The sequence below is a fragment of the Rossellomorea aquimaris genome, assembly GCF_003315075.1.
GTDB lineage: Bacteria > Bacillota > Bacilli > Bacillales > Bacillaceae_B > Rossellomorea > Rossellomorea aquimaris_C.
In genome coordinates, this window is the sequence record NZ_QNRJ01000001.1 from 274918 (window position 1) to 294687 (window position 19770).

General features: G+C 38.8%; 28 protein-coding genes. 22 read left to right on the plus strand and 6 right to left on the minus strand.

Annotated features, from left to right (window positions below):
• Window positions 1-16 precede the first annotated feature (16 nt).
• From DET59_RS01345 to DET59_RS21930, 10 genes are all read left to right on the plus strand, one after another.
• Window positions 17-574, plus strand: coding sequence for a hypothetical protein (locus DET59_RS01345; RefSeq protein ID WP_113967798.1), 558 nt, complete (start codon window positions 17-19; stop codon window positions 572-574).
• A gap of 207 nt (window positions 575-781) precedes the next feature.
• Window positions 782-1651: a cation diffusion facilitator family transporter gene (locus DET59_RS01350; protein WP_113967799.1), complete on the plus strand. Its 870-nt coding sequence runs from the start codon at window positions 782-784 to the stop codon at window positions 1649-1651.
• Between the two features lie 254 nt (window positions 1652-1905).
• Window positions 1906-2529, plus strand: a complete 624-nt coding sequence (locus DET59_RS01355) for an ArsR/SmtB family transcription factor (protein WP_113967800.1) — start codon at window positions 1906-1908, stop codon at window positions 2527-2529.
• A gap of 102 nt (window positions 2530-2631) precedes the next feature.
• Window positions 2632-3900 carry an MFS transporter gene (locus tag DET59_RS01360; protein WP_113967801.1) on the plus strand — a complete coding sequence of 423 codons (1269 nt, stop codon included), beginning with the start codon at window positions 2632-2634 and terminating at the stop codon, window positions 3898-3900.
• Between the two features lie 243 nt (window positions 3901-4143).
• Entirely contained in the window at window positions 4144-4605 is a 462-nt protein-coding gene (locus tag DET59_RS22285; protein WP_113967802.1) for a PH domain-containing protein, read from the plus strand.
• 52 nt (window positions 4606-4657) lie between these two features.
• Window positions 4658-4858: a hypothetical protein gene (locus DET59_RS01370; protein WP_113967803.1), complete on the plus strand. Its 201-nt coding sequence runs from the start codon at window positions 4658-4660 to the stop codon at window positions 4856-4858.
• 61 nt (window positions 4859-4919) lie between these two features.
• Window positions 4920-5750, plus strand: coding sequence for an alpha/beta fold hydrolase (locus tag DET59_RS01375; protein ID WP_113967804.1), 831 nt, complete (start codon window positions 4920-4922; stop codon window positions 5748-5750).
• A gap of 25 nt (window positions 5751-5775) precedes the next feature.
• Window positions 5776-6240: a GNAT family N-acetyltransferase gene (locus DET59_RS01380; protein ID WP_113967805.1), complete on the plus strand. Its 465-nt coding sequence runs from the start codon at window positions 5776-5778 to the stop codon at window positions 6238-6240.
• A 207-nt stretch (window positions 6241-6447) separates the two neighbouring features.
• Window positions 6448-6870, plus strand: a complete 423-nt coding sequence (locus tag DET59_RS01385) for a GNAT family N-acetyltransferase (protein ID WP_113967806.1) — start codon at window positions 6448-6450, stop codon at window positions 6868-6870.
• A gap of 13 nt (window positions 6871-6883) precedes the next feature.
• The gene (locus DET59_RS21930; RefSeq protein ID WP_258549529.1) at window positions 6884-7015 is read left to right on the plus strand and encodes a hypothetical protein; all 132 of its coding nucleotides are present in this window, start codon (window positions 6884-6886) and stop codon (window positions 7013-7015) included.
• Between the two features lie 42 nt (window positions 7016-7057).
• Here DET59_RS21930 and DET59_RS01390 read toward each other — a convergent pair whose 3' ends face one another.
• The 3 genes from DET59_RS01390 to DET59_RS01400 form a co-directional block, all read right to left on the minus strand.
• Window positions 7058-7447 carry a sporulation protein gene (locus DET59_RS01390; protein ID WP_113967807.1) on the minus strand — a complete coding sequence of 130 codons (390 nt, stop codon included), beginning with the start codon at window positions 7445-7447 and terminating at the stop codon, window positions 7058-7060.
• Window positions 7447-7584 carry an FbpB family small basic protein gene (locus DET59_RS01395; RefSeq protein WP_113967808.1) on the minus strand — a complete coding sequence of 46 codons (138 nt, stop codon included), beginning with the start codon at window positions 7582-7584 and terminating at the stop codon, window positions 7447-7449. The genes DET59_RS01390 and DET59_RS01395 overlap by 1 nt, the downstream gene beginning before the upstream one ends.
• A 433-nt stretch (window positions 7585-8017) precedes the next feature.
• Complete coding sequence (locus tag DET59_RS01400) at window positions 8018-8617, minus strand: DUF3784 domain-containing protein (protein ID WP_258549530.1); 600 nt, start codon at window positions 8615-8617, stop codon at window positions 8018-8020.
• A 188-nt stretch (window positions 8618-8805) separates the two neighbouring features.
• On the opposite strand from DET59_RS01400, the gene DET59_RS01405 reads away from it, so the two are divergent.
• The 3 genes from DET59_RS01405 (at window position 8806) to DET59_RS01415 (ending at window position 10355) form a co-directional block, all read left to right on the plus strand.
• Window positions 8806-9228 (plus strand): DUF1801 domain-containing protein, encoded by a 423-nt coding sequence (locus DET59_RS01405; RefSeq protein WP_113967809.1) that lies wholly within the window; start codon window positions 8806-8808, stop codon window positions 9226-9228.
• A gap of 196 nt (window positions 9229-9424) precedes the next feature.
• Complete coding sequence (locus DET59_RS01410; RefSeq protein WP_113968028.1) at window positions 9425-10060, plus strand: FMN-dependent NADH-azoreductase; 636 nt, start codon at window positions 9425-9427, stop codon at window positions 10058-10060.
• Window positions 10061-10175: 115 nt separating this feature from the next.
• Complete coding sequence (locus DET59_RS01415; RefSeq protein WP_113967810.1) at window positions 10176-10355, plus strand: hypothetical protein; 180 nt, start codon at window positions 10176-10178, stop codon at window positions 10353-10355.
• Between the two features lie 88 nt (window positions 10356-10443).
• Here the strand turns inward: DET59_RS01415 and safA are convergent, their stop codons facing one another.
• Window positions 10444-11073 carry a SafA/ExsA family spore coat assembly protein gene (safA, locus tag DET59_RS01420; protein ID WP_113967811.1) on the minus strand — a complete coding sequence of 210 codons (630 nt, stop codon included), beginning with the start codon at window positions 11071-11073 and terminating at the stop codon, window positions 10444-10446.
• A gap of 253 nt (window positions 11074-11326) precedes the next feature.
• Between safA and DET59_RS01425 the strand changes: the two genes are divergently transcribed.
• From DET59_RS01425 to DET59_RS01445, 5 genes are all read left to right on the plus strand, one after another.
• Window positions 11327-12088 carry a class I SAM-dependent methyltransferase gene (locus DET59_RS01425; RefSeq protein ID WP_113967812.1) on the plus strand — a complete coding sequence of 254 codons (762 nt, stop codon included), beginning with the start codon at window positions 11327-11329 and terminating at the stop codon, window positions 12086-12088.
• A gap of 111 nt (window positions 12089-12199) precedes the next feature.
• The gene (locus tag DET59_RS01430) at window positions 12200-12838 is read left to right on the plus strand and encodes a hypothetical protein (RefSeq protein WP_181778021.1); all 639 of its coding nucleotides are present in this window, start codon (window positions 12200-12202) and stop codon (window positions 12836-12838) included.
• 340 nt (window positions 12839-13178) lie between these two features.
• Window positions 13179-13382: a hypothetical protein gene (locus DET59_RS01435; RefSeq protein WP_113967813.1), complete on the plus strand. Its 204-nt coding sequence runs from the start codon at window positions 13179-13181 to the stop codon at window positions 13380-13382.
• 18 nt (window positions 13383-13400) lie between these two features.
• Window positions 13401-13571, plus strand: coding sequence for a tRNA U-34 5-methylaminomethyl-2-thiouridine biosynthesis protein (locus DET59_RS01440; RefSeq protein WP_113967814.1), 171 nt, complete (start codon window positions 13401-13403; stop codon window positions 13569-13571).
• Between the two features lie 15 nt (window positions 13572-13586).
• A complete protein-coding gene (locus DET59_RS01445; protein ID WP_113967815.1) occupies window positions 13587-14324 on the plus strand; it encodes an HAD family hydrolase in 738 nt (245 codons plus the stop codon).
• A 27-nt stretch (window positions 14325-14351) separates the two neighbouring features.
• On the opposite strand, the gene DET59_RS01450 is transcribed toward DET59_RS01445, so the two are convergent.
• Complete coding sequence (locus DET59_RS01450) at window positions 14352-14822, minus strand: hypothetical protein (RefSeq protein ID WP_113967816.1); 471 nt, start codon at window positions 14820-14822, stop codon at window positions 14352-14354.
• Between the two features lie 140 nt (window positions 14823-14962).
• On the opposite strand from DET59_RS01450, the gene DET59_RS01455 reads away from it, so the two are divergent.
• Window positions 14963-15691 carry a nucleotidyltransferase domain-containing protein gene (locus DET59_RS01455; RefSeq protein ID WP_113967817.1) on the plus strand — a complete coding sequence of 243 codons (729 nt, stop codon included), beginning with the start codon at window positions 14963-14965 and terminating at the stop codon, window positions 15689-15691.
• Between the two features lie 60 nt (window positions 15692-15751).
• Here DET59_RS01455 and DET59_RS01460 read toward each other — a convergent pair whose 3' ends face one another.
• On the minus strand, window positions 15752-16147 hold the full coding sequence (locus DET59_RS01460) for a sporulation protein (RefSeq protein WP_113967818.1): 396 nt from the start codon (window positions 16145-16147) through the stop codon (window positions 15752-15754).
• Window positions 16148-16528: 381 nt separating this feature from the next.
• Between DET59_RS01460 and DET59_RS01465 the strand changes: the two genes are divergently transcribed.
• The 3 genes from DET59_RS01465 to DET59_RS01470 all read left to right on the plus strand — a co-directional run bounded on the left by DET59_RS01465 (window position 16529) and on the right by DET59_RS01470 (window position 19735).
• Window positions 16529-18652, plus strand: coding sequence for a peptidoglycan D,D-transpeptidase FtsI family protein (locus tag DET59_RS01465; protein WP_113968029.1), 2124 nt, complete (start codon window positions 16529-16531; stop codon window positions 18650-18652).
• A gap of 191 nt (window positions 18653-18843) precedes the next feature.
• Complete coding sequence (locus tag DET59_RS21485) at window positions 18844-19008, plus strand: hypothetical protein (RefSeq protein ID WP_181778022.1); 165 nt, start codon at window positions 18844-18846, stop codon at window positions 19006-19008.
• A gap of 244 nt (window positions 19009-19252) precedes the next feature.
• Window positions 19253-19735 carry a YjdJ family protein gene (locus DET59_RS01470; RefSeq protein ID WP_113967819.1) on the plus strand — a complete coding sequence of 161 codons (483 nt, stop codon included), beginning with the start codon at window positions 19253-19255 and terminating at the stop codon, window positions 19733-19735.
• Window positions 19736-19770: the final 35 nt, after the last annotated feature.

Below are 19770 nucleotides of genomic sequence, written 5' to 3' on the forward strand. Positions count from 1 at the left end.
AGGGGAGGAAATATCGATGAAAAAATTATTGGTACCATTTATCTTGTTATCTATGAGTTTATTTATTGCTGCCTGCAGCAGTGATGAAGGTAGTACAGAGGAAACAGACAATGAAACGAACACTGAAGCAACAGAAGAAACAACTAAATCAGATGAGATGGAAATGAAAAGCGCTTTATTAGATTATCAAATGGAGATCATCAACACAGTAAATGCGAATGATTCGGCTATTTATCTCTTTGAAGCTGCTAAAGCAAAGGAAGAAGAAAAACCTTCTGATGAAGAAATTGCAAAACTTAAAACTGATGCAGAAGCTGCAGCTAAAACCGTAGCAGAAGACGTTCATGCTCTTGAAGTTCCTGCTGCACTTGATGCTAAAAACGAAGAAATACAAGGGGCTTTGGATGATCTTGCAAAATCTTATGAAACTAGAGCTGCTAACCTTTCGGATGAAGCAAACGCGGAATATACAGAATCAGATGAACAATTCGCTGCGTTTGAAGAAAAAATGGCCGCAGTTTATGAAGAAGCAGGCTTAACGAAGCCTAGTTTTTCAGCGGATATTGTAGATTAATAACGAAAGATTCATAGGTCACAACAATTCCAAGACCAAATAGGACAGCACTCGCTGTCCTATTTTTTATAAGTTCATAAAAGTTTGCTCAACAAAACATTTTTAACCTGTTCACAATAAGATAGCTGAACTAAAGAAGGTTGCTATAGACCCACATGAATGCGGATTGATATGATAAACACAATTAAAGTGTGGAGGATTTAACCAGTGAATCAAGAAAAATATAAGCAGTTAAAATTAGGTGAACGCGGAGCTATCATCAGTATCCTTGCATACATCGTATTATCCATAATAAAGTTTATCATTGGCACATCGGCCCATTCAGAAGCATTGCAGGCAGACGGCTTGAACAACGCGACAGACATTGTGGCTTCTGTCGCTGTACTTATTGGACTGAAATATTCCAGAAAGCCTGCAGATCAGGATCATCCCTATGGTCACTGGAAAGCAGAAAGCGTTGCGTCTCTAATTGCCTCATTCATCATGATGATTGTAGGGCTTCAAGTACTATATAATGCTATACAGTCTGTATTTGATGGGAAAACTCAATCACCTGACCTTCTTTCAGCATGGGCAGGGGTGGGTGCAGCTATCGTCATGTACCTGGTTTATCGATATAACAAAAGATTGGCTGAAAAAATAAACAGCCAATCCCTCATGGCTGCTGCAAAGGATAATCTTTCAGACGCATGGGTGAGTATCGGAACTGTAGTCGGAATTCTTGGGGCTCAATTCTATCTTCCTTGGTTAGACCCTCTGACGGCCGTTTTTGTAGGTCTTTTAATTTGTAAAACCGCATGGAATATTTTCCGGGAAGCTTCACACTATTTAACAGACGGATTTGATGAACAATTGATTCAAGCCTATGAAGAGACCATTCAAACCATACCGGGTGTAAAAGGGGTTAAGGATATACGCGCGAGAAACTACGGTAACAACACTGTCGTGGATGTGGTTATTTTAGTAAGGTCAACACTGGATATTAAACAGGCACATGACATTTCAAGCGTTGTAGAGGAAAAATTGATGAAGAAGCATAAAGTGTACGATGTGCATGTACATGTGGAACCGAATTAAAAGGTAGAAGGATTTACTTATACTTTTTATAAGTTGCAATTAAGAACTCCTGAATGAATTAGTAATCACGAATCCAGCACTAAAAATTCAGTTGAGTCTGTCCGGCTAAAAGTACGTTTCCCAAACATAAAAAATTCAATTAATTTGAAAATTAGGCAAAATAACTATTGCATAAAATAACCAATTGATGTTAAAATTCATTCACACGGTAAAAATAATTTTACCGTGTGAATCCACATAACAGGTGATACAAAATGAAACCAATGTTCATCATTAAAGAATATGATCAACTCAAAGCACTCAGCGATCCGTTTCGAGTCAAACTTATGATTCGTTTAGTTGAAAAGCCCTATACCGGTCAACAGTTATCAGAAATTCTCGATCTCTCCAGAGCTCGCATTCATTATCATTTAAAAGAATTAGAGAAGCTCGGTTTGATTGAAATTGTTAAAACGGAAGAAAAGAACGGTATCGTCCAAAAATTTTATCAGTCCGTTGCCAGTGGTTTTTATCCAGATTCAAGCATGCTTCCGCATAAAGAAGAAATTACAGAAACGAAGAGGCATTTGATGTATGGAATGCTTGACAGAACAATGGCAAGAGTATTATCAGCACCACCAGAAGCCTTTGAGCATGCCGGCCCCGAAGATCCGTCTGAATGGAATATTCTTGCTACTTCCTTAGAACTAAAAGTGACAGAAGAACAATTCAAGTCGTTTATTGATGGATATTTAAAACTAATAAAAGAATATCAAAACATCGCAAAAGATAATAAATCGAATCCTGACGCCAACTATTATTATCTCACAGCTTTTGGATTCCAAGTTGATGAATCTGAGTATGAAAAGAGAGTAATGAAAGAAGAAAAAGACCGTTAATGGTTTTTTTTAGACTAACGGTAAAATTTATTTTACTGATTAGGAATATTTTTTTTGCTTAGACGGTTAAAAAAAATTTACAGTCTGAAGGAGAGAATTAGTATGAAAGAATTATTAATGAAAAACCGTAATTTTGCCCCATTGTTCTTTGGGAGATTGGTGACGAATATGGGGGATAGTATCTATTATGTGGCTGCCATGTGGCTTGTTTATGAGCTGGGAGGAAGTGTCTTTTACACAGGGTTAGCCGGATTCCTTACCTTATTGCCCGGAACATTACAGTTTCTTGTAGGTCCTCTGGTTGATAAATGGCCGATTCAGAAAATGCTGGTCAGAACCCAAATCATTCAAGCAATCCTGGTAATGTTAATACCATTGGCACATTTTATGGGGTTTTTAACTGTTTCGTTCATACTCATCCTCATGCCGATCATTTCTGCTCTTAACCAATTCACCTACCCTGGGCAGGCAGCCATCCTTCCACGAATCGTTAGAAAAGATCAACTTGTCAAAAGTAATTCCCTGTTTTCCTTTGCCTTTCAGGGGGTGGATCTTGCCTTCAATGCCCTTGCCGGAATCTTCATCACCATAGTTGGCGCCATTACACTCTATATGATCGACGTTGTCACGTTTATTGCAGCAGCCATTTTGTTCAGTCTTCTCAAAATGAAATCCGAAACGAAATCAAAAGAAAAACAAACTGTAGGCGTAGCCTTTGCAGAATACAAGAAAGATCTAATAGAAGGTTTTTCAATCGTATTCAAATCCCATCTCGCAAAATTTTTATTGGGTTCAATCGTAGCAAATTTTGCCATCGGGTCCATCTATGCCATTTTGCCGGCATTTGCTGATGACAGAGGTGGCTCAGAATTATATGGTCTATATTTAGCAGCCATTTCAGGAGGTGCATTGATCGGAGCCATTGGAGCAACCTGGTTTGAGCGCTATCCATTAGGAAAGCTTACGATTGTATTATTCTTCTTGGGTGGCACTACTTGGATGATTTCAGGTTTTATTCCTATCAATAGCTTAAGCATTATATTATTCGGCTTATCATGGATTCCCATTGGTGCCACCAATGTCATCATAGGGGCCGCTCTTCAATCAATCGTTCCACAGCATCTGCTTGGAAGGATTTTCTCTGTCACATCATCTTTAGGGGCAATGGCCATGCCGTTCGGATCCCTTATTGGCGGCTATCTTGCTGAAATATTCAGTAGCACGTCTGTCTATATCGGGAGTGCTGGTGGGATTTTATTTATTTCCCTCGTATGGATCTTAAACAAAACTTTACGTTCCCTTCCACACACCTCAAAGCTTAATCCAGAGGAAGTAGGATTGGCAGATGAGAGTGTAACGGCTTCCTCTTAATAAAAGCAACATCCCTTCACAAAGAATTTCTATGAGGAGGGATGTTGCTTTCTGATAAAATACTTTACTATCGCGTGAAAGTATTGGATGATAATGGTAAACTAGAAGAATAGTACATTCTATGCCGGTAATCAGATTAATTCTGGCATATTCGTATAATCTTTGGATTCCCTGGGTGAACCAATTTGGACATTCCAAACATGCTGAAACTCAAAAAACAGTAAATAAGGAGATGAACATATAATGAAATTTCGTTCTAAGGTTGATCGATTTTTTATTTCTGTGATTTCCATATCGTTGCTTCTTATCTCTATTGTATATTTGATTCCACTTATTTTAATAGGTCGTCCCTCCATATTAAATATCATAGTCGTGGTAAGCTTATACGCTTTTTCAGCAGGCATCATAATATGGACAGGATTCTTTCAGCATTATGAATTGTGCGAAGACTACCTATATATAAAAGGAGGTCCGTTCAGGAGCCGAATTTTCTATGGTGATCTTACCAGAGTGAGAGCTACCCGGGATATTTCCACTGGATACAGAATCCTGTCTTCCAGGGATGCCCTTGAGATCTATTACCGAACCGGGTTATGGGGGAGTGTTAAGATATCACCTCGGGAAAAGGAGCTTTTTTTATCTGAGCTGGATAAACGCTGTTCCCATTTGTTCATTCAAAGTCCACCCCGAATCAATTCTAAATAATCTGAAACCTTCTGTAAATCAAAACCGTATACAATAGCAAGAGGTGATGAACTTGACAGGAATATTATTCATTATACTAATCCCAATTGTCTTTACAATCATTGCTTTAAATCTTTCCGATTCATCAAAGAGAGCCTACAGAAGTGGGGATGGGGGCTATTATGGTCCTTATGACGGAGGGCATGATTCAGCAGGCAGCTGCGACACCGGGTTTGGCGGTGGGGATTGTGGAGGTGGAGGAGGAGGCGAATAACTCGCTTCCTTCTGTTTTTTTGTTCGTGACGACATTCGCAACACATAGGAGATGAACACCTTTGAAGCGTTATTTTATTCAGCACCGGAACCTGGACATTCATATTACAGAATGGGGAGCCACTACTGATCCCGTAATCTTTTGCCTGCATGGACTTGGAAGTACCAGTCTCAGTTTTATGGAAGCGGCAGAGGAATTAAAAGAGGATTACAGGATCATTTCAATTGATGCACCTGGCCATGGTAAAACCCCTCCTTTTGATAAAGGTGAAGACTATGAAATGGCTAAAATGGCAGATTGGATAAATGAAGTAATTGAACTTCTTGAAATAGATTCTTTTTACTTCTTATCTCATTCATGGGGGAGCTTTGTCGCTCTTTACTACGCTGCAAAATACCCCAAAAGGGTACGCGATATCATATTAATTGATGGAGGCTACCAGGGGAAACGTCATTCGAACCAAACCGTAGAAGAGGAAGTCGATTTTTATAACAAAGACTTTGAACAGGTTTGGGAATCATGGGAAGACTTCCTGGCCCTCGTCAAAAGTGAAACATTAAACTGGAACCCCATTAAGATGGAGGCTGCGAAAGATCTATGTCTTTATAAAGATAACCGATATTATTGGCATGCACGTGGTAGTACTGCCGGTCACATCATAAGGGCCATGCACAAGGATGAAACAGAGGACATCTATCATATGCTGGACAGTTCCATTTTATTATTAAAAGCTACTCTTCCTCAAAGCATGGAGGAAAGCCGAAATAAGACCGCGGCCATTTTCAAGGAAAAAACCAGGGGTGAGGTAAAGTCGATTCCCGAAACCACTCATCTACTGCATTGGGACCGTCCTGAGACTGTAGTGAGTGAAATCAGGAACCGCTGGAAATAGAAAAAAAAGAGGAGGCACTCATTCAATGATTCGATTACAACCAATGCAAGACTGCGAATATACTCTATGGATTCAAGAATCCATTAAAGAGTACGCAGAGGAAAAGACGAAAGCCGGTAACTTCCAAAAAGAAACTTCATTAGAGCAGGCTGAAAACGAATTTAATCAATTACTCCCGGATGGACTGGAGTCAAAGGATCATTATTTATTTACTTTATTGGATGATAAAAACCAAGAAGACGTAGGGACTTTATGGATTAACGTACAAGAGGACGGTAAAGAAGCATTCATCTATGATATTAAGATTCATGAAAGCAAAAGAGGGAAGGGATATGGAAAAGAAGCCTTAAAGTCCCTGGACTCATTTGCAAGGGAAAAAGATATATCAAAAATATCCCTGCATGTTTTTGGTCATAACAAAGTGGCTCTTTCCTTGTACCAGAATACAGGGTTCGAAGTGACTAATGTCTTAATGTCTAAGACTCTTTAAGTTCAAACAAAGGGCACCACTCCAATCCGGTGCCTTTTTCTATGAAAAGAAGGACATGCAATTTGACTGCATCAAATGAAATATACCGTTATGATGACAGTTATTTTTCAATAGGAAACGCCGGAATACTAATCATTGGAATGATTGTACTAATCCTGATCATCGTATTCCTGTCCATATTTTTAAAGAGAAGAAAGTAGGAGCGCTATGAGAATCGTAAGATATGCACAAATAGACGATTTGGAATCTCTTGTACAAATTGATTGTCAAGTGATTGGAAACGAAAACAGACACGGGCATATCAAGGAGGCGATACTGGAAAAGAGATGTTTAGTCGTTAGAGAGAGGGAGACTACTGCCGGGTTTCTAATATTCAACAACCACTTTTTCGGAAACACTTTTGTCTCTCTCATCATTGTTTCACCAGAGGAAAGAAGGAAGGGCAATGCCTCTTTACTATTGAAACATGTTGAAGAAATTTCTCCGTCAGATAAAATATTCTCGTCCACTAATCAATCAAATCGGAATATGCAAAAAACCTTTCAAGTAAACGGTTATTCTCAAAGTGGAAAGATCGAAAACCTGGACCCGGGGGACCCGGAGATTGTTTACTATAAACCAAGAAGATAGGGGAGGTCATAGAGTGGTTATCTTTTTAGCCATTTTTCTATTAATCTTTTCATTTGATTTCACCAAATTCAGAAAGCAAAATCAAACCATGATTGAGCAAAACGAAAGAATGATTAAGCTTCTCGAGGAAATCAAGAATAAATAATTAATACATATGAAGCCAGGCTCCCCAATAAGGAGCCTGGCTTCAATCGATTGTAATGTAATCCTCATCCAGGCTTTCTACGCCCTGATCGAACGTCAGTTTTGTTTTAAAAAGGTAGCGAACCCCGTTTTCTTCAGAGTATGGCAGAGATTTAGGAATCCGGTAGGTGAAGGATAATTTGTTTCGTTCCTCTGCCTTAATGCTATCAGATTTTAAAACGGTAGTTGAATCAATGATTTTTTCTTCCTTTCCATTATTATCAAGCATCACCAAGTCACATTCCACCCGCCTCAGCTTTTGTTCGATAATACCCCCTTCTAAAAAGAAGTATCCTTGTAAAAGTTCTCCTTGCTTGAACGAGTTTTTAGGTAAAACCAGATCAATCTTGGCAGAGCCTATACCAAAGAGGGACATATATTTACGTAAAATCATTAGGCATTCTCCTTTTTTGTTGAAGTATATTTATTATCTATTTTAGCTTCGATTCTGTTCATCTCATTTTTATTGTTTAATATTTCATTTTTGTTTTGTTCTATTAGTTGAGAGAGGTTTGTTTTTAATTTTTTCATTGTCGATTACTTCCTTTCAAAATAGAGTGATATAGAAAAAGACCTTTACCGGAATTGGTAAAGGTCTTTTTAGACATATATAAACCTTCACCAACTGGTAAAGGTCTCGCTAACAACATGGTTGTCAATAAAGCCGAGAGTGAAACACTCTGTAATGACGACTTTACTGTTACAGCTACTCCCCTTTAGGAGAATATTAAATTATGAGACTATCATAATCGATGGGTGGAGAGTTGTCAATGAATTTGGATCTCGGGGTGAAGTGGCGAGATTTTATGTCCCGTTACCTAGTCAATGTTTTCACTCAACTCTTCATACCACTCCTTGGTTTCCCCAGGGTTTCCACCATTCAAAAAGATATGTTGATCATTCACCCGGATATAAATAAAAGGAGCTTCCTTGTGTATAAACAACAAGCTTTTCCCATAACCTTTCACTTTGAATTGTCCTTTAGACATGGTGGAAAGACCGAATCCGTTAACATGGTGGAAAGACCGAATCCGTTAATTTTCCAGGTGACTTCAGGCATATCTTGCATTAACTCAACCTCTTCAACCTCTTCAAGCGGCCACACTTCTCCATACAAACCAGTGACTTCAAATTCCTCATCTTTAACAATCAGATCATATTTTTCATACCCGAGAAAAGTGAGCACACTCACAAATCCTAAAACAACCACAAACAATGTAGAACTAATCCAAAAACTTCTTTTCCTTTTCCCTGAAACCTCAAATTTGGAAAGATATATGAAACCACCCATTAAAAAGACAAGCATAAAGCCAAATTGAACTTCTATTACAAATGGAAAAGAGGTGAAAACAAGGGGAAGAAGGATAAGCATTCCGACCGCAGTATAAATCATTAACGACCCGGTCTTATGAGGATAGCCATTTTTAATCAACTCTTCTTGTTCTTTCTTATTTCGTGTCACATATCCCGAAATCAGCCAATAATTTTTTTTTACTCGAATCGCCCATCCTAATAATGAAAAAAGAACTATAACAATTAGTTGAATCCCAATCAGGATTCCCATGCACTTTCCTCCACTCAGTTTATAGATAGTATATTTACGATTTTATATTGATATGGTTTCAATTATTTGGTGTTAACCAATTCCGTTTATATTAAATTCTTAACTTAACGATGGATGCAGGAATCGAGCTGTAAAATAGAGAAATATGTGGGTAGAATAAAATGTGAGAATCAGAAAGGGGCAGTCGGATGTATGAATTGAAAACAAAACAAAATGACAGCAGTGTAATTGAATTTATCGAAGCAGTAGAGAACGAAAAAAAACGCGAGGATGCCTATAAACTATTGGATATTTTCACAGAGACGACCGGGTTTGAAGCGAAAATGTGGGGACCGAGTATTATCGGGTTCGGTTCTTATCATTACAAATATAAAACCGGGCACGAAGGGGATGCACCGTTAGTCGGATTTTCACCGAGGAAAGCGAAAACAAGTCTATATTTTGCCCCAGGGGACCCAGAGAGGGAAAAGGTATTGGATTCATTCGGTAAACATACAACAGGAAAAGCTTGCGTGTACATAAACAAAGTAGCAGATATCGATCAAGACGTGTTGAAACAGTTGATTAATCAATCTGTGAACTTTCTTCAAAAAACATATCCCAATCCTTAATGAGGATAATAAGGAGGAATTAGTCTAATTTCTATGACTAATTCCTTATTTTTTTTATGTTGAAGCTTTATATTTGATATTAAAGAAAATATCCTATAATATTAATCTCGAATTAAAAATATTTCAGTTCGAGGCAATCAAGTTGGTATCATTGAACTGGATGAAGAAATTCACAATCAGAAAGGGACGATTCAACATGACAAAGGTTTTATACATTACAGCACATCCGCATGATGATACACAATCCTACAGCATGGCAGTAGGAAAAGCATTTATTGACACATATAAAGTGTCAAATCCAACTCACGAAGTTGTGAATGTAGACTTATACAAAGAAAACATTCCACAAATTGACGCTGACGTATTCAGTGGCTGGGGAAAATTGCAATCCGGGCAAGGATTTGAAGAGCTTTCACAAGAAGAACAGGCAAAAGTTGGCCGACTTGGTGAATTATCAGATCAATTTGTTGAAGCTGATAAATATATCTTCGTTACTCCATTCTGGAACTTCTCCTTCCCTCCAGCAATGAAGGCATATATTGATTCAGTGTCCGTTGCCGGGAAGGCATTTAAATATACAGAACAGGGACCTGTTGGGCTATTAACTGACAAAAAAGCTCTTCATATTCAAGCTCGCGGAGGCATTTACTCTGAAGGCCCAGCTGCAGCAATGGAAATGGGGCACCGCTATCTTGATGTGATGATGCAATTCTATGGAGTTCCTTCATTCGAAGGCTTATTCGTTGAAGGACATGCAGCAATGCCTGACAAAGCTGAAGAAATCAAAGCAAATGCGATTGCAAGAGCAAAGGATTTAGCACAAACTTTCTAATAGTAAGAAAGAGTCGACTGCGGTTGGCTCTTTTTTATTTCTTTTAAAAATGAAACTATATTCCCTTTAAATTCGTATGAGAGCATATAGAAGTAAGAATAGAGGAGGAAAAAGAATGAAAGAACAATTTTTTATCGATATTGAGGTTACTGATTCATTATCAGCAACCTTACAAAACCTTGTTGATACCAAAAGAACTGAAACGGGCTCTCACAATGTTTTCATTCAAAATGTCATTCCATTAGGGGACACACGTTTCACAGTTATTTTAGAAGTCGTTCAGGAAATCTATTAATTTTATCTGTGAGAACTTCATCGTATTGCTCTGCTGAAAAGTTGTAAAAAATAGAGAGAGACCCTCGACTATCGAGGGTCTCCTTGCTTTATCTCTTTATAAACATTTGCGTCCAATAATGACCGTACGACCCACCCTTCACATAACCTATTCCGATTTCTGTATATGTCGGAGAAAGGATATTTTTTCTGTGTCCTTCGCTGTTCATCCATGCTTCCACTACTTCAGCAGGTGTCCTTTGCCCTGCGGCAATGTTTTCACCTGCTGCTTGATAGGAAATTCCGAAATCCTTCATCATTTGGAAAGGAGAACCGTAAGTTGGGGATGTGTGGCTGAAATAGTTCTTCGCAATCATGTCTTCTGACTTGTAACGTGCCACACGTGATAATTCCCAATTTTCCTTCAGTGGAGGTAAACCAACTTTTGATCGTTCCTGGTTTAGCAGCTTCACCACTTCGTATGTATAACTTTCAGCAGTGTGGTTTGCTCCTGGTATGTTAAGGGTTTGTCCAGGATAAATCATATTCGGGTTGCTGACATTCGGGTTCGCCGATATCAACTCTGATACACCAACCTGATGCTTTACGGCAATCTTCCACATTGTGTCTCCATAGCTCACAGTATACGTACCTGCTGCGGAAACCTGAGAAGCTTGACCAAAACCAATGACAAAAGTGACAGACAACAATAAGATAGATAAAAGTTTTAAAGTTTTCATAGTTCTATTGAAATATAATTCTGTTAATTTTGAAACAGGTAGTTGTTACCACCTTTCCGATAATCCCATAAAATCAACATATAGTAAATATTACTAGGATATTTTCAAAGTGAAAGATGGTAACTATGTAATCAGAGCTAATTAAATTCCAAATCATGGGCTTTTTTCGGTATAATGGAAAATAGTAACTATAAGAGATACATAAGATTACTAAAATATTATGTAAGTTTATATCTTTTAAGGGGGCAACACTATGACCGTTTCATTATTTGAAAGTTTATTAAATGATGTGGAAAAACATTTCTCTGGATGGGATTTTTCCTTCGTCACCGAAACCGGCCGTATGGGATCTGGAATGATTTCCTGGTCGTATGGAAGTATGGTCATTCCACTGATACGGAATGCGAACTCAATGCTCGATATGGGTACGGGGGGAGGAGAGCTGCTTTCTAAACTACAGCCCTTTCCACCATCTGTTTGTGCAACAGAAGGATACGCCCCTAACCTTCCTTTGGCCAAGAAATGCCTGGAGCCATTAGGCGTTAGAGTAGAAGGTATGGACGGGGACGAAAACCTTCCATTTGAAACAAGCCAATTCGACTTGATCATCAACAAACACGAATCCTATTCTCCTGGAGAAGTGAATCGGATATTATCTCCAGGAGGCATCTTTCTGACTCAACAGGTGGGTGGTGAGGACTGCAATGATATCAATAGGGCTCTCGACGCTCCGATCAATGAAGAGTTTCTGCATTGGAACCTGGAATATGCCCATAAGCAATTGAGAGAAGAGGGTTTTGAAATTCTTTTTTCTAAGGAAGAATTTTCATCCCAACGATTTTATGATATTGGGGCATTAGTCTATTACTTGAAAGCCATTCCTTGGCAAGTCCCTGATTTCAGTGTGGAAAAATATCATGAATCATTGTTCAGAATTCATCAATCCATCGAAGAAAGAGGATTTTTCGAAGCAAAACAAAATCGTTTCATCCTGAAAGTGCGAAGTCAATATTAATGAAAGAAAATGAAACCTTATTTTATATATAATCGTAAAAAAGGATAGGAAGATGTCAAAAAACACTAATCTTAACTCTTCCCACGTTCACTTCAAAGGGGGTTCTTCACAATGTGGATTAACTTATTCTTCATCGTTTTCTTCATCATCGGAATCGTTTATCTCATACGTTTTCGATTAAACCTAAAATATGCCGCTGAAATAGCAGGCAATTGCCTGTATCCAGCCAGTGAAGAAGATATGAACAGCATTGTGATTCCAAGCGAGTTCAAGGTGATGCAGCCTTTAACAAAGGGAACAAAATCATATCAGTGGGTGAAATGGGGTACGGTCGGTGTCATTACCCTGTTAACTGCTTTATTAGCGGTTGTATACTGGACCGAGATGCTTCATCAATCTATTTTCAGTATTATACATCTCTTTTTCATCCTGATTAGTTCAATTAAACACCGTGGGAATTTTTATTTGTTAGCTGAAGGTCTAATACTGAACGGCTATTATGTGCCGTGGGGCAGGGTTAAAGGGTATGAAGTAGAAAAAATCATTAAGTGGCACGAACTTTACGGCCTAGATGACAAAATCAATTACGGCTTTAAGTTAGAAGTGAAAGTCAAAAATAAATGGTTCCAGCCTCAATTTGTAGTGGTTAGAAATCAGGTCCAATTGGATCGAATTCTAACACTGTTAGAAAAGCATGGTGTGGAGAACATAAGAGAAACCTCTCACACTCCAGTAACTAAAAATGTTTAACGTTACTTATAAATGGAGATGGCACTGACATTTTCAAGCCATTTCCCCGGGTTGTTACCGTCTTATTCAGCAAGCCAAACGTGTCGATTCTCATCTGTGATCGACTTTCCACCGCCCGGCAATGTAAACAAGCGTATCTTCATTGGGACCCCATTTCGGCTCACCTACACCAAAGAAGACTTCACCCAATACCTGAAATTCTTCTCCTTTTTGTGAAATCACACTCAGCATGTTGCTAACCGTGGACCAGGAAGCAGTCCGCTTATTCTGATCGAAATCACAAACCACCTGAACATTAGTGTTAAAGGAAAACAAAATTAGTATTTAAGGAGATGACAAGATGAGCTGGTTAAATTGGAATGACTTATTAGCACCTTCCAACCCTTACTCTGCAGTGTTCTTTGGAATAATCCTCACCCTTGTGGTTGCATGTAGTATCTGGTATGAAACGAAACAAAAACGAATATTATTCATTGCCATCGTAACAGGTGGTTTGACAACCGTCATTGGAGTGGGGCTGCTTACTATGATTGGATTCTATTAGAGAGGAAGGCGCATACCTATGAAATCACTTTTTTTCGTAATTGTCGGTGCCCTTTTAGGTTGGGGAATCACCGGATTTTTCACCAATGGATTTGAAACGGATTATCTATTCATACTAATTATTGGCTTGGTGATTGGGTATAGCATTGGTCGTAGAAAAGAAAAAGAAGAATTTACTGAAACAATGTAAGGGAAGTGTACTAGTATGGAACATCTAAATCTTGAACAATATGATTTATTTTTGTTTGACCTCGATGATACTTTGTTTGATCACTCAGAGGCTTATGAAAATGGATTAGTAGATACGATCCATCAATTTCATTCCTTAAGGGAGATCGGCCACTCTGAATTCATCCAAACCTTTACAAAGCATAATCACCTTTTATGGCCGAGGTTTTCATCCAACGAGTTAAATTTTCATGAATTCTCATTTTTAAGAATTAATAACGCTCTAAAGGAATTGAACGTTTCAGCGGAGAAGGATCTCTCTCTCAAATTCGTGAAAACATTTCAATCGTCTTACCTTGAGCGTATCAGACCTTATCAGAAGTTGAACGAATTCTTGTTTGAATTGAGTAAAAGTGTGGGGTTGGGAATAGTCACAAATGGAACTGTGTTTAATGCCTTTGAGAAGGTGGACCGTCTTGGACTATGCAGTATATTTCCAGAAAAGTCTGTTATTGTCTCTGAAAAAATTGGATTCCCGAAGCCAAATAAAGAAATTTTCCAACACGCACTGAATATTTTCGGGAGTACTGCTGATAAAACCCTATTTATAGGAGATAATTATTTCACAGACATCTTAGGGGCAAAATCACTAGGCTTAGATACTCTTTGGATAAACAGGTATGAGTATGAATGTCCACAAAGAGAAAAGCCTGACTACATATTAAGACATGTGGACGATTTGAAAAATGCCATAAACCAAAATGGAGTCGAATAAGTATGCTCATTCGACTCCTAGATTTATTTAAGACGTTTGTAGCTTCTCTTGAAATTTCATCATCTTGTCCTTTGTTTCCTGTACCAGTCCTTTTAAGGTTTCCGTATCAGGTTCGTCTTTTTTCGCTTCGGCAATTAAAGGATACAGGCTTTCTTCTATATTCTTATAATCCTCAGGATACTGTTCCTCGACCATCTTCTCGATCTCATCCCATTTTTCTTCAACTATCATTCCTTGTTCATTTACCTTCTTTGCATCACTTGAAGCATCCGTAAGGGTCTTATTTAAGTCCTCAACAGATTTAAGAGTATCATTCACACCTGACTTCAGGTCTTCGGCTGCAGTTTGTTCTGAAGTACCATCCCCAGATGTTGTCTCGGATTCGGGTTCATTTACATCTTTCACCTTATCTGCCCCTTGATTGTCGTCAGACGCTCCACAACCTGCAAACAAAAGAGTACTTACAAAGATTACTGATAATACATTTATTTTCTTCACAAATTATTCCTCCTTTTGAACTCATTATTCCCAAAGAAGGAGTGGAGAAAACAAGGTGATTTGGATTGGATTCCCTCTATTTCTCAGAAAAATTAAGTATACTATACTCATTAGCACATTATCGGAAGGAGTCATTGTTAATGAATGTAAGAAAACCAGAGGAAAGACTGTCAGCGATTAAAGCAGCTTCGAATTTTGTACTAGAAAACTTTCCAACCTGTCAAGCAGCACTTCTTGGAGGCAGCGTTGTAAGGGGAGAGGAGACAAGCACATCCGATTTAGATATTGTCATCATTGACGATACTATTTCCTCAGAATTTCGGGAATCACTTATCGCGCAGGGGTGGCCAATAGAAGCCTTCGTCCATAACGAAAAAACCATCCGAAACTATTTCCAATCGGACTGTCAACGAGCCCGCCCATCCTTGCCAAGAATGGTCTCAGAAGGAATTCCTATCGTCCATCACCCCATCATTCTCACCCTTAAAGAAGAAGCAAATAAACTTTTGAGGGACGGACCTCCTAAGTGGACGAATCAGATGATCGATATGAAGAGATATTTCATTACAGATGCATTGGATGATTTTATTGGATCAACAAATAGAGGGGAAGGTATTTTCATAGCGGGAGCATTAGGGGAAACGTTGCACGAATTTGTACTCAGGACAAATGGCCACTGGATTGGTGCATCGAAATGGGTTGTTCGATCACTAAAGGAATATGATGAAGACTTTGCTGAAGAATATGTAGAGGCTTTCGAACAGTTTTACAGTAATGGGGAGAAACAAGCAATTGTTAGATTAGTAGACTCGGTACTAAAACCACACGGCGGGAGACTATTTGATGGATTTGTGTTAGGGAAGGATTAAGTATAAGTATTCAACATAATAGCCCTTCTAAAATATGAAGGGCTAAAGTCTATACTATCGTTATACCAATATCCGAAACTCGTCATGGTCGACACTGTTTACACCATCGTCAAAGACAAGTCGGGTGACGAACTTATAAGAAACATCTTCACTACTTGGTGGAAATGAATCTGAAAGTCTGCACGAAAAGTGAATGGTGCGTTGTTCGTTTGCTTTCATCGTAGATGAGCTTAATATGGTATTTTGATGAAGAACAGATGAGCGGTCACTATTTTGATCGTACTGTAAAAGGTCGGTCTCGATCCTTTTTAGTTTCTGTTCCACTCGTCCGCCGGTTAGTTCATATTCCCCTCTGATCACGTCTCCCGGATGAAATTCTTTCTGATTCAATACCAAATCAATCTTTGTTGCACCAATACCGAACCTGCACATCAGTTTATTGAACATAACAGCCATTCAACCTCTCATTCATCTAGTTACCAATTCTACGCAATAAGGAGAGCTTTGGTTTCATTTTTCTACGCCTTTTCTACGACTATATTCTAAAAGAAAAGAAGCCTTCTTGTCTATAACCCTTCTTCGACATATTTCGCGAACTTTTATAAGTATTATCGTATTTTCCACTGTTCGTCCCTACATACTTTTCTCCAATTAATGAATCATGTCCCAAAAGAGTGTGATAATTGGAATTTATACCATAAAGAGGTAGAAATATAGTCTGAATTTCTATAAAATAGGACTAGAACATTATCATATTTTGGTAAAATACTAGTTTGTGAAGGGGTCATTCAATTGAAGGAAAAGAAGAAAAAGAAAAAAACCCATGTCCCATTGAGAATGAATTTACTTTTTATTTCGGTCTTTTTTCTATTCTCCCTTCTGATTCTTCGTCTTGGGATTGTACAAATCGTGCAGGGGAACCATTATGAAGCGGAAGTGGCAAGAACGGAAAATGTCAAATCTCATAATGGAACACCACCTAGGGGAAAAGTCTATGATCGGTATCGGAATGTAATCGTGGACAACGTACCTTTAAACGCAATCACCTATACCAGAACACAAACGACGAAGCCCGAGGATATGCTGAAGGTAGCAAGAAATCTGGCAGAGTTGATCGAAATGGAACGAGACAAAATAACAGATCGGGATCGAAAGGATTTCTGGTTATTGAGTCATCCTGAAAAAGCAGAGAAATTGGTGTCAGAGGATGAATTGAAGAAACTCGAAGATGATGAAGATCTTACAAAAGATGATGTAAACAAAAAGGTTTATGAGATGCAGCTCGAAAGGATAACCAAAAAGGACATCAACTCCTTTAATAAACAAGAAGAGGAAGTTCTGGCGATATTCCGCGAATTTAACACAGGTTACGCCCTAAGTCCTCAAATCATCAAAAACAAAAATGTTTCCATGGAGGAAATGGCAAGAGTCAGTGAACGCCTGTCAGAATTGACTGGTGTGAACGTTACCACGGACTGGGAAAGAAAATATGTGAATGACAGCACGTTGAGAACGATTCTCGGAAGAGTCTCAAGTTCACAGCAGGGCCTGCCAAGTGAGCTTGTCAATGAATATAAAGCTCAAGGCTATGCATTGAACGACCGTGTTGGTACGAGTTATTTCGAATCACAGTATGAAAACGTCCTAAAAGGACAAAAAGAAGAAATCGAATACATCACAAAAAATGGAAGTGTTCTTGATTCACAACTTATCAGCGAAGGTCACAGTGGCAAGGATGTCGTATTGACCATTGACCTTCAGCTTCAAAAAGAAATCGAAAAAATCGTCGAAGAAGAGCTGAGCAAACAAGCATCCCAATATTGGGAATCCCCATTCCTGGATCGGGCATTTGTTGTCATGATGGATCCACACACAGGTGAAATCCTTTCGATGGTCGGAAAGAAGTATGGGAAGGATGCAGATGGAAAGACGGAGATGCAGGATTATGCTTTAGGGACATTCACTTCTGAGTATGGAGTGGGATCTGCGGTAAAGGGTGCTACTGTGTTGACGGGGTATATGACTGGAGCGTTGAATGTTGGGGATGTGCTCTATGATGAACCGATTCGGATAAAGGATACACCAGTAAAAAAATCTTGGTTTAATGGGTCGAGGTATCTTAGCGATATACAAGCTCTTGAAATTTCGTCTAATGTCTATATGTTTAAAACAGCAATAAAAATTGCAGATGGAACTTATCGTCCTAATCAACCTTTGAACATTAACCCTGACGCATTTGATACTATGCGAAATTACTATAGTCAGTTTGGCTTAGGAGTAAAAACAGGAATAGATCTACCAGGTGAAGTAGAAGGGCTTAAAGGGAACGAACGGAAACCAGGTATGTTAATGGATTTTGCCATTGGGCAATATGATTTATACACACCGATGCAACTTGTCCAGTATGCTTCTACCATTGCCAATGGAGGCTATCGCATGGAGCCACATATCATGAAAGAAATTCGTGAACCCAGCCAAGAGAGAGATAAAGTTGGACCTCTCCTATATGAAAACCAATCCCAAGTTTTAAATCGTATTGATGCAACAGAAAGGGAGATACAGCAGGTCCAGAGAGGATTTTATCAAGTCGCTCACGGAAGTAATGGTACTGCTAATAACTTTAGAAGCGCACCTTATGACGCTGCAGCAAAATCAGGAACGGCAGAAGCTTTCTATTATAGCCCGGAAGAAAAAAGACAATATGAAACATTTAACACCACTCTTATCGGCTATGCACCATACAACAACCCGGAAGTAGCCTTTTCAGTAGTATTACCATATTCACACCAGAACAAAGATCCTTACGTAAACAAAACCATCGCCAAACGTGCAATGGACAAATACTTCGAGTTGAAGAAGCAATACGAAAAAGACGGATACTTTGACTCATCCACTGAAGAAGAAGTGCGGAATGCCGAACAACTTGAAGAGACGCAAGAACAAGGAACAGAAGAGGAATAATATCAACCCAATCCTTTGGACTGAAGGATTGCGTTGATGATTTATGATTACTTGCACTATTGATTAATAAGCTAAGTTGCCTGCAGTGAACCGCCTAGTCTTTTGCCGGATATTTGAGTAAAGAAGAAACTTATCCTTTTTTTAAACGTACATATATATATAGACATCCTCATTTAATGGGAGGGAAACGTATGTTATGGTGGATCATCGGTATTGCAGTGTTATTCGGAGTACTAAATGGGCTTCTAAGAAGAAAGTTTTCCAAGAACTCCTTTGAAGCAGGAAATCAAAACGAAAGACAGATCCAGGAAGAAGAACGTGTAAAAGCCGGCAGTTGGTTTACTGGCGGTCAGTAAGTAAAATTGTCAGGGGGAGCCTCCTGGCATTTTCTATGAGAAAAACCCCTCAGCTAATCGAGAATGAAAGAAATTTTCATACTTCATACTATGGGTAATTAATTAGATGAATTTCAAAGTTCATAGAAGAGGGACGGACCTCTATTTTACTGAGATTCAATGTTAGAACACATTGCATACTGGTTTTCTCAGTTGAATAGAAATAATTCAAGGTCCGTCCCTCTAGAAAGAAAGGAGAATATTCATGTCAATTAAGTATTGGGCTCAGATAGGTGTTGGTTTGTTGGTTTTTGGGTTCACGGCATTGTTTTCCTGGTATGAAGGGAGTGCGTTGTTGGATGATCCCTGGGAATGGAAGTATTCCACTCCGTTCAGTGAGATGATTCACGGCAGCGTCTTAACCCGGGAGCAGATAGTGGATCTTGATTTTTTTGTGTACGCTGCGAAGTATTCACCACTGTTTCCAAGCGTTATGGTGATGAGCGTCAGTTACCTTTTAGTTCTACTGGGATACAGAATTCTTAAACATCGGGGATTTCCATTATTTCTAACTCTGTTTGGAGTGATGCATCTTTTGATGAGTGCATTTATCGCGTCCTCCCCCACAACAGGGGGGAACATTCTTTTTTGGCTATTTATCTTAATAGGGATTTTTTTAATCATTCTCGCCTCTCTTTTTCACTCTTCTCCAACTTTACGAATGAAGCGGCAATCCAGACAAGCATAATAAGGGGTAGGTTCTCTTTTACCTTTTACATAAAA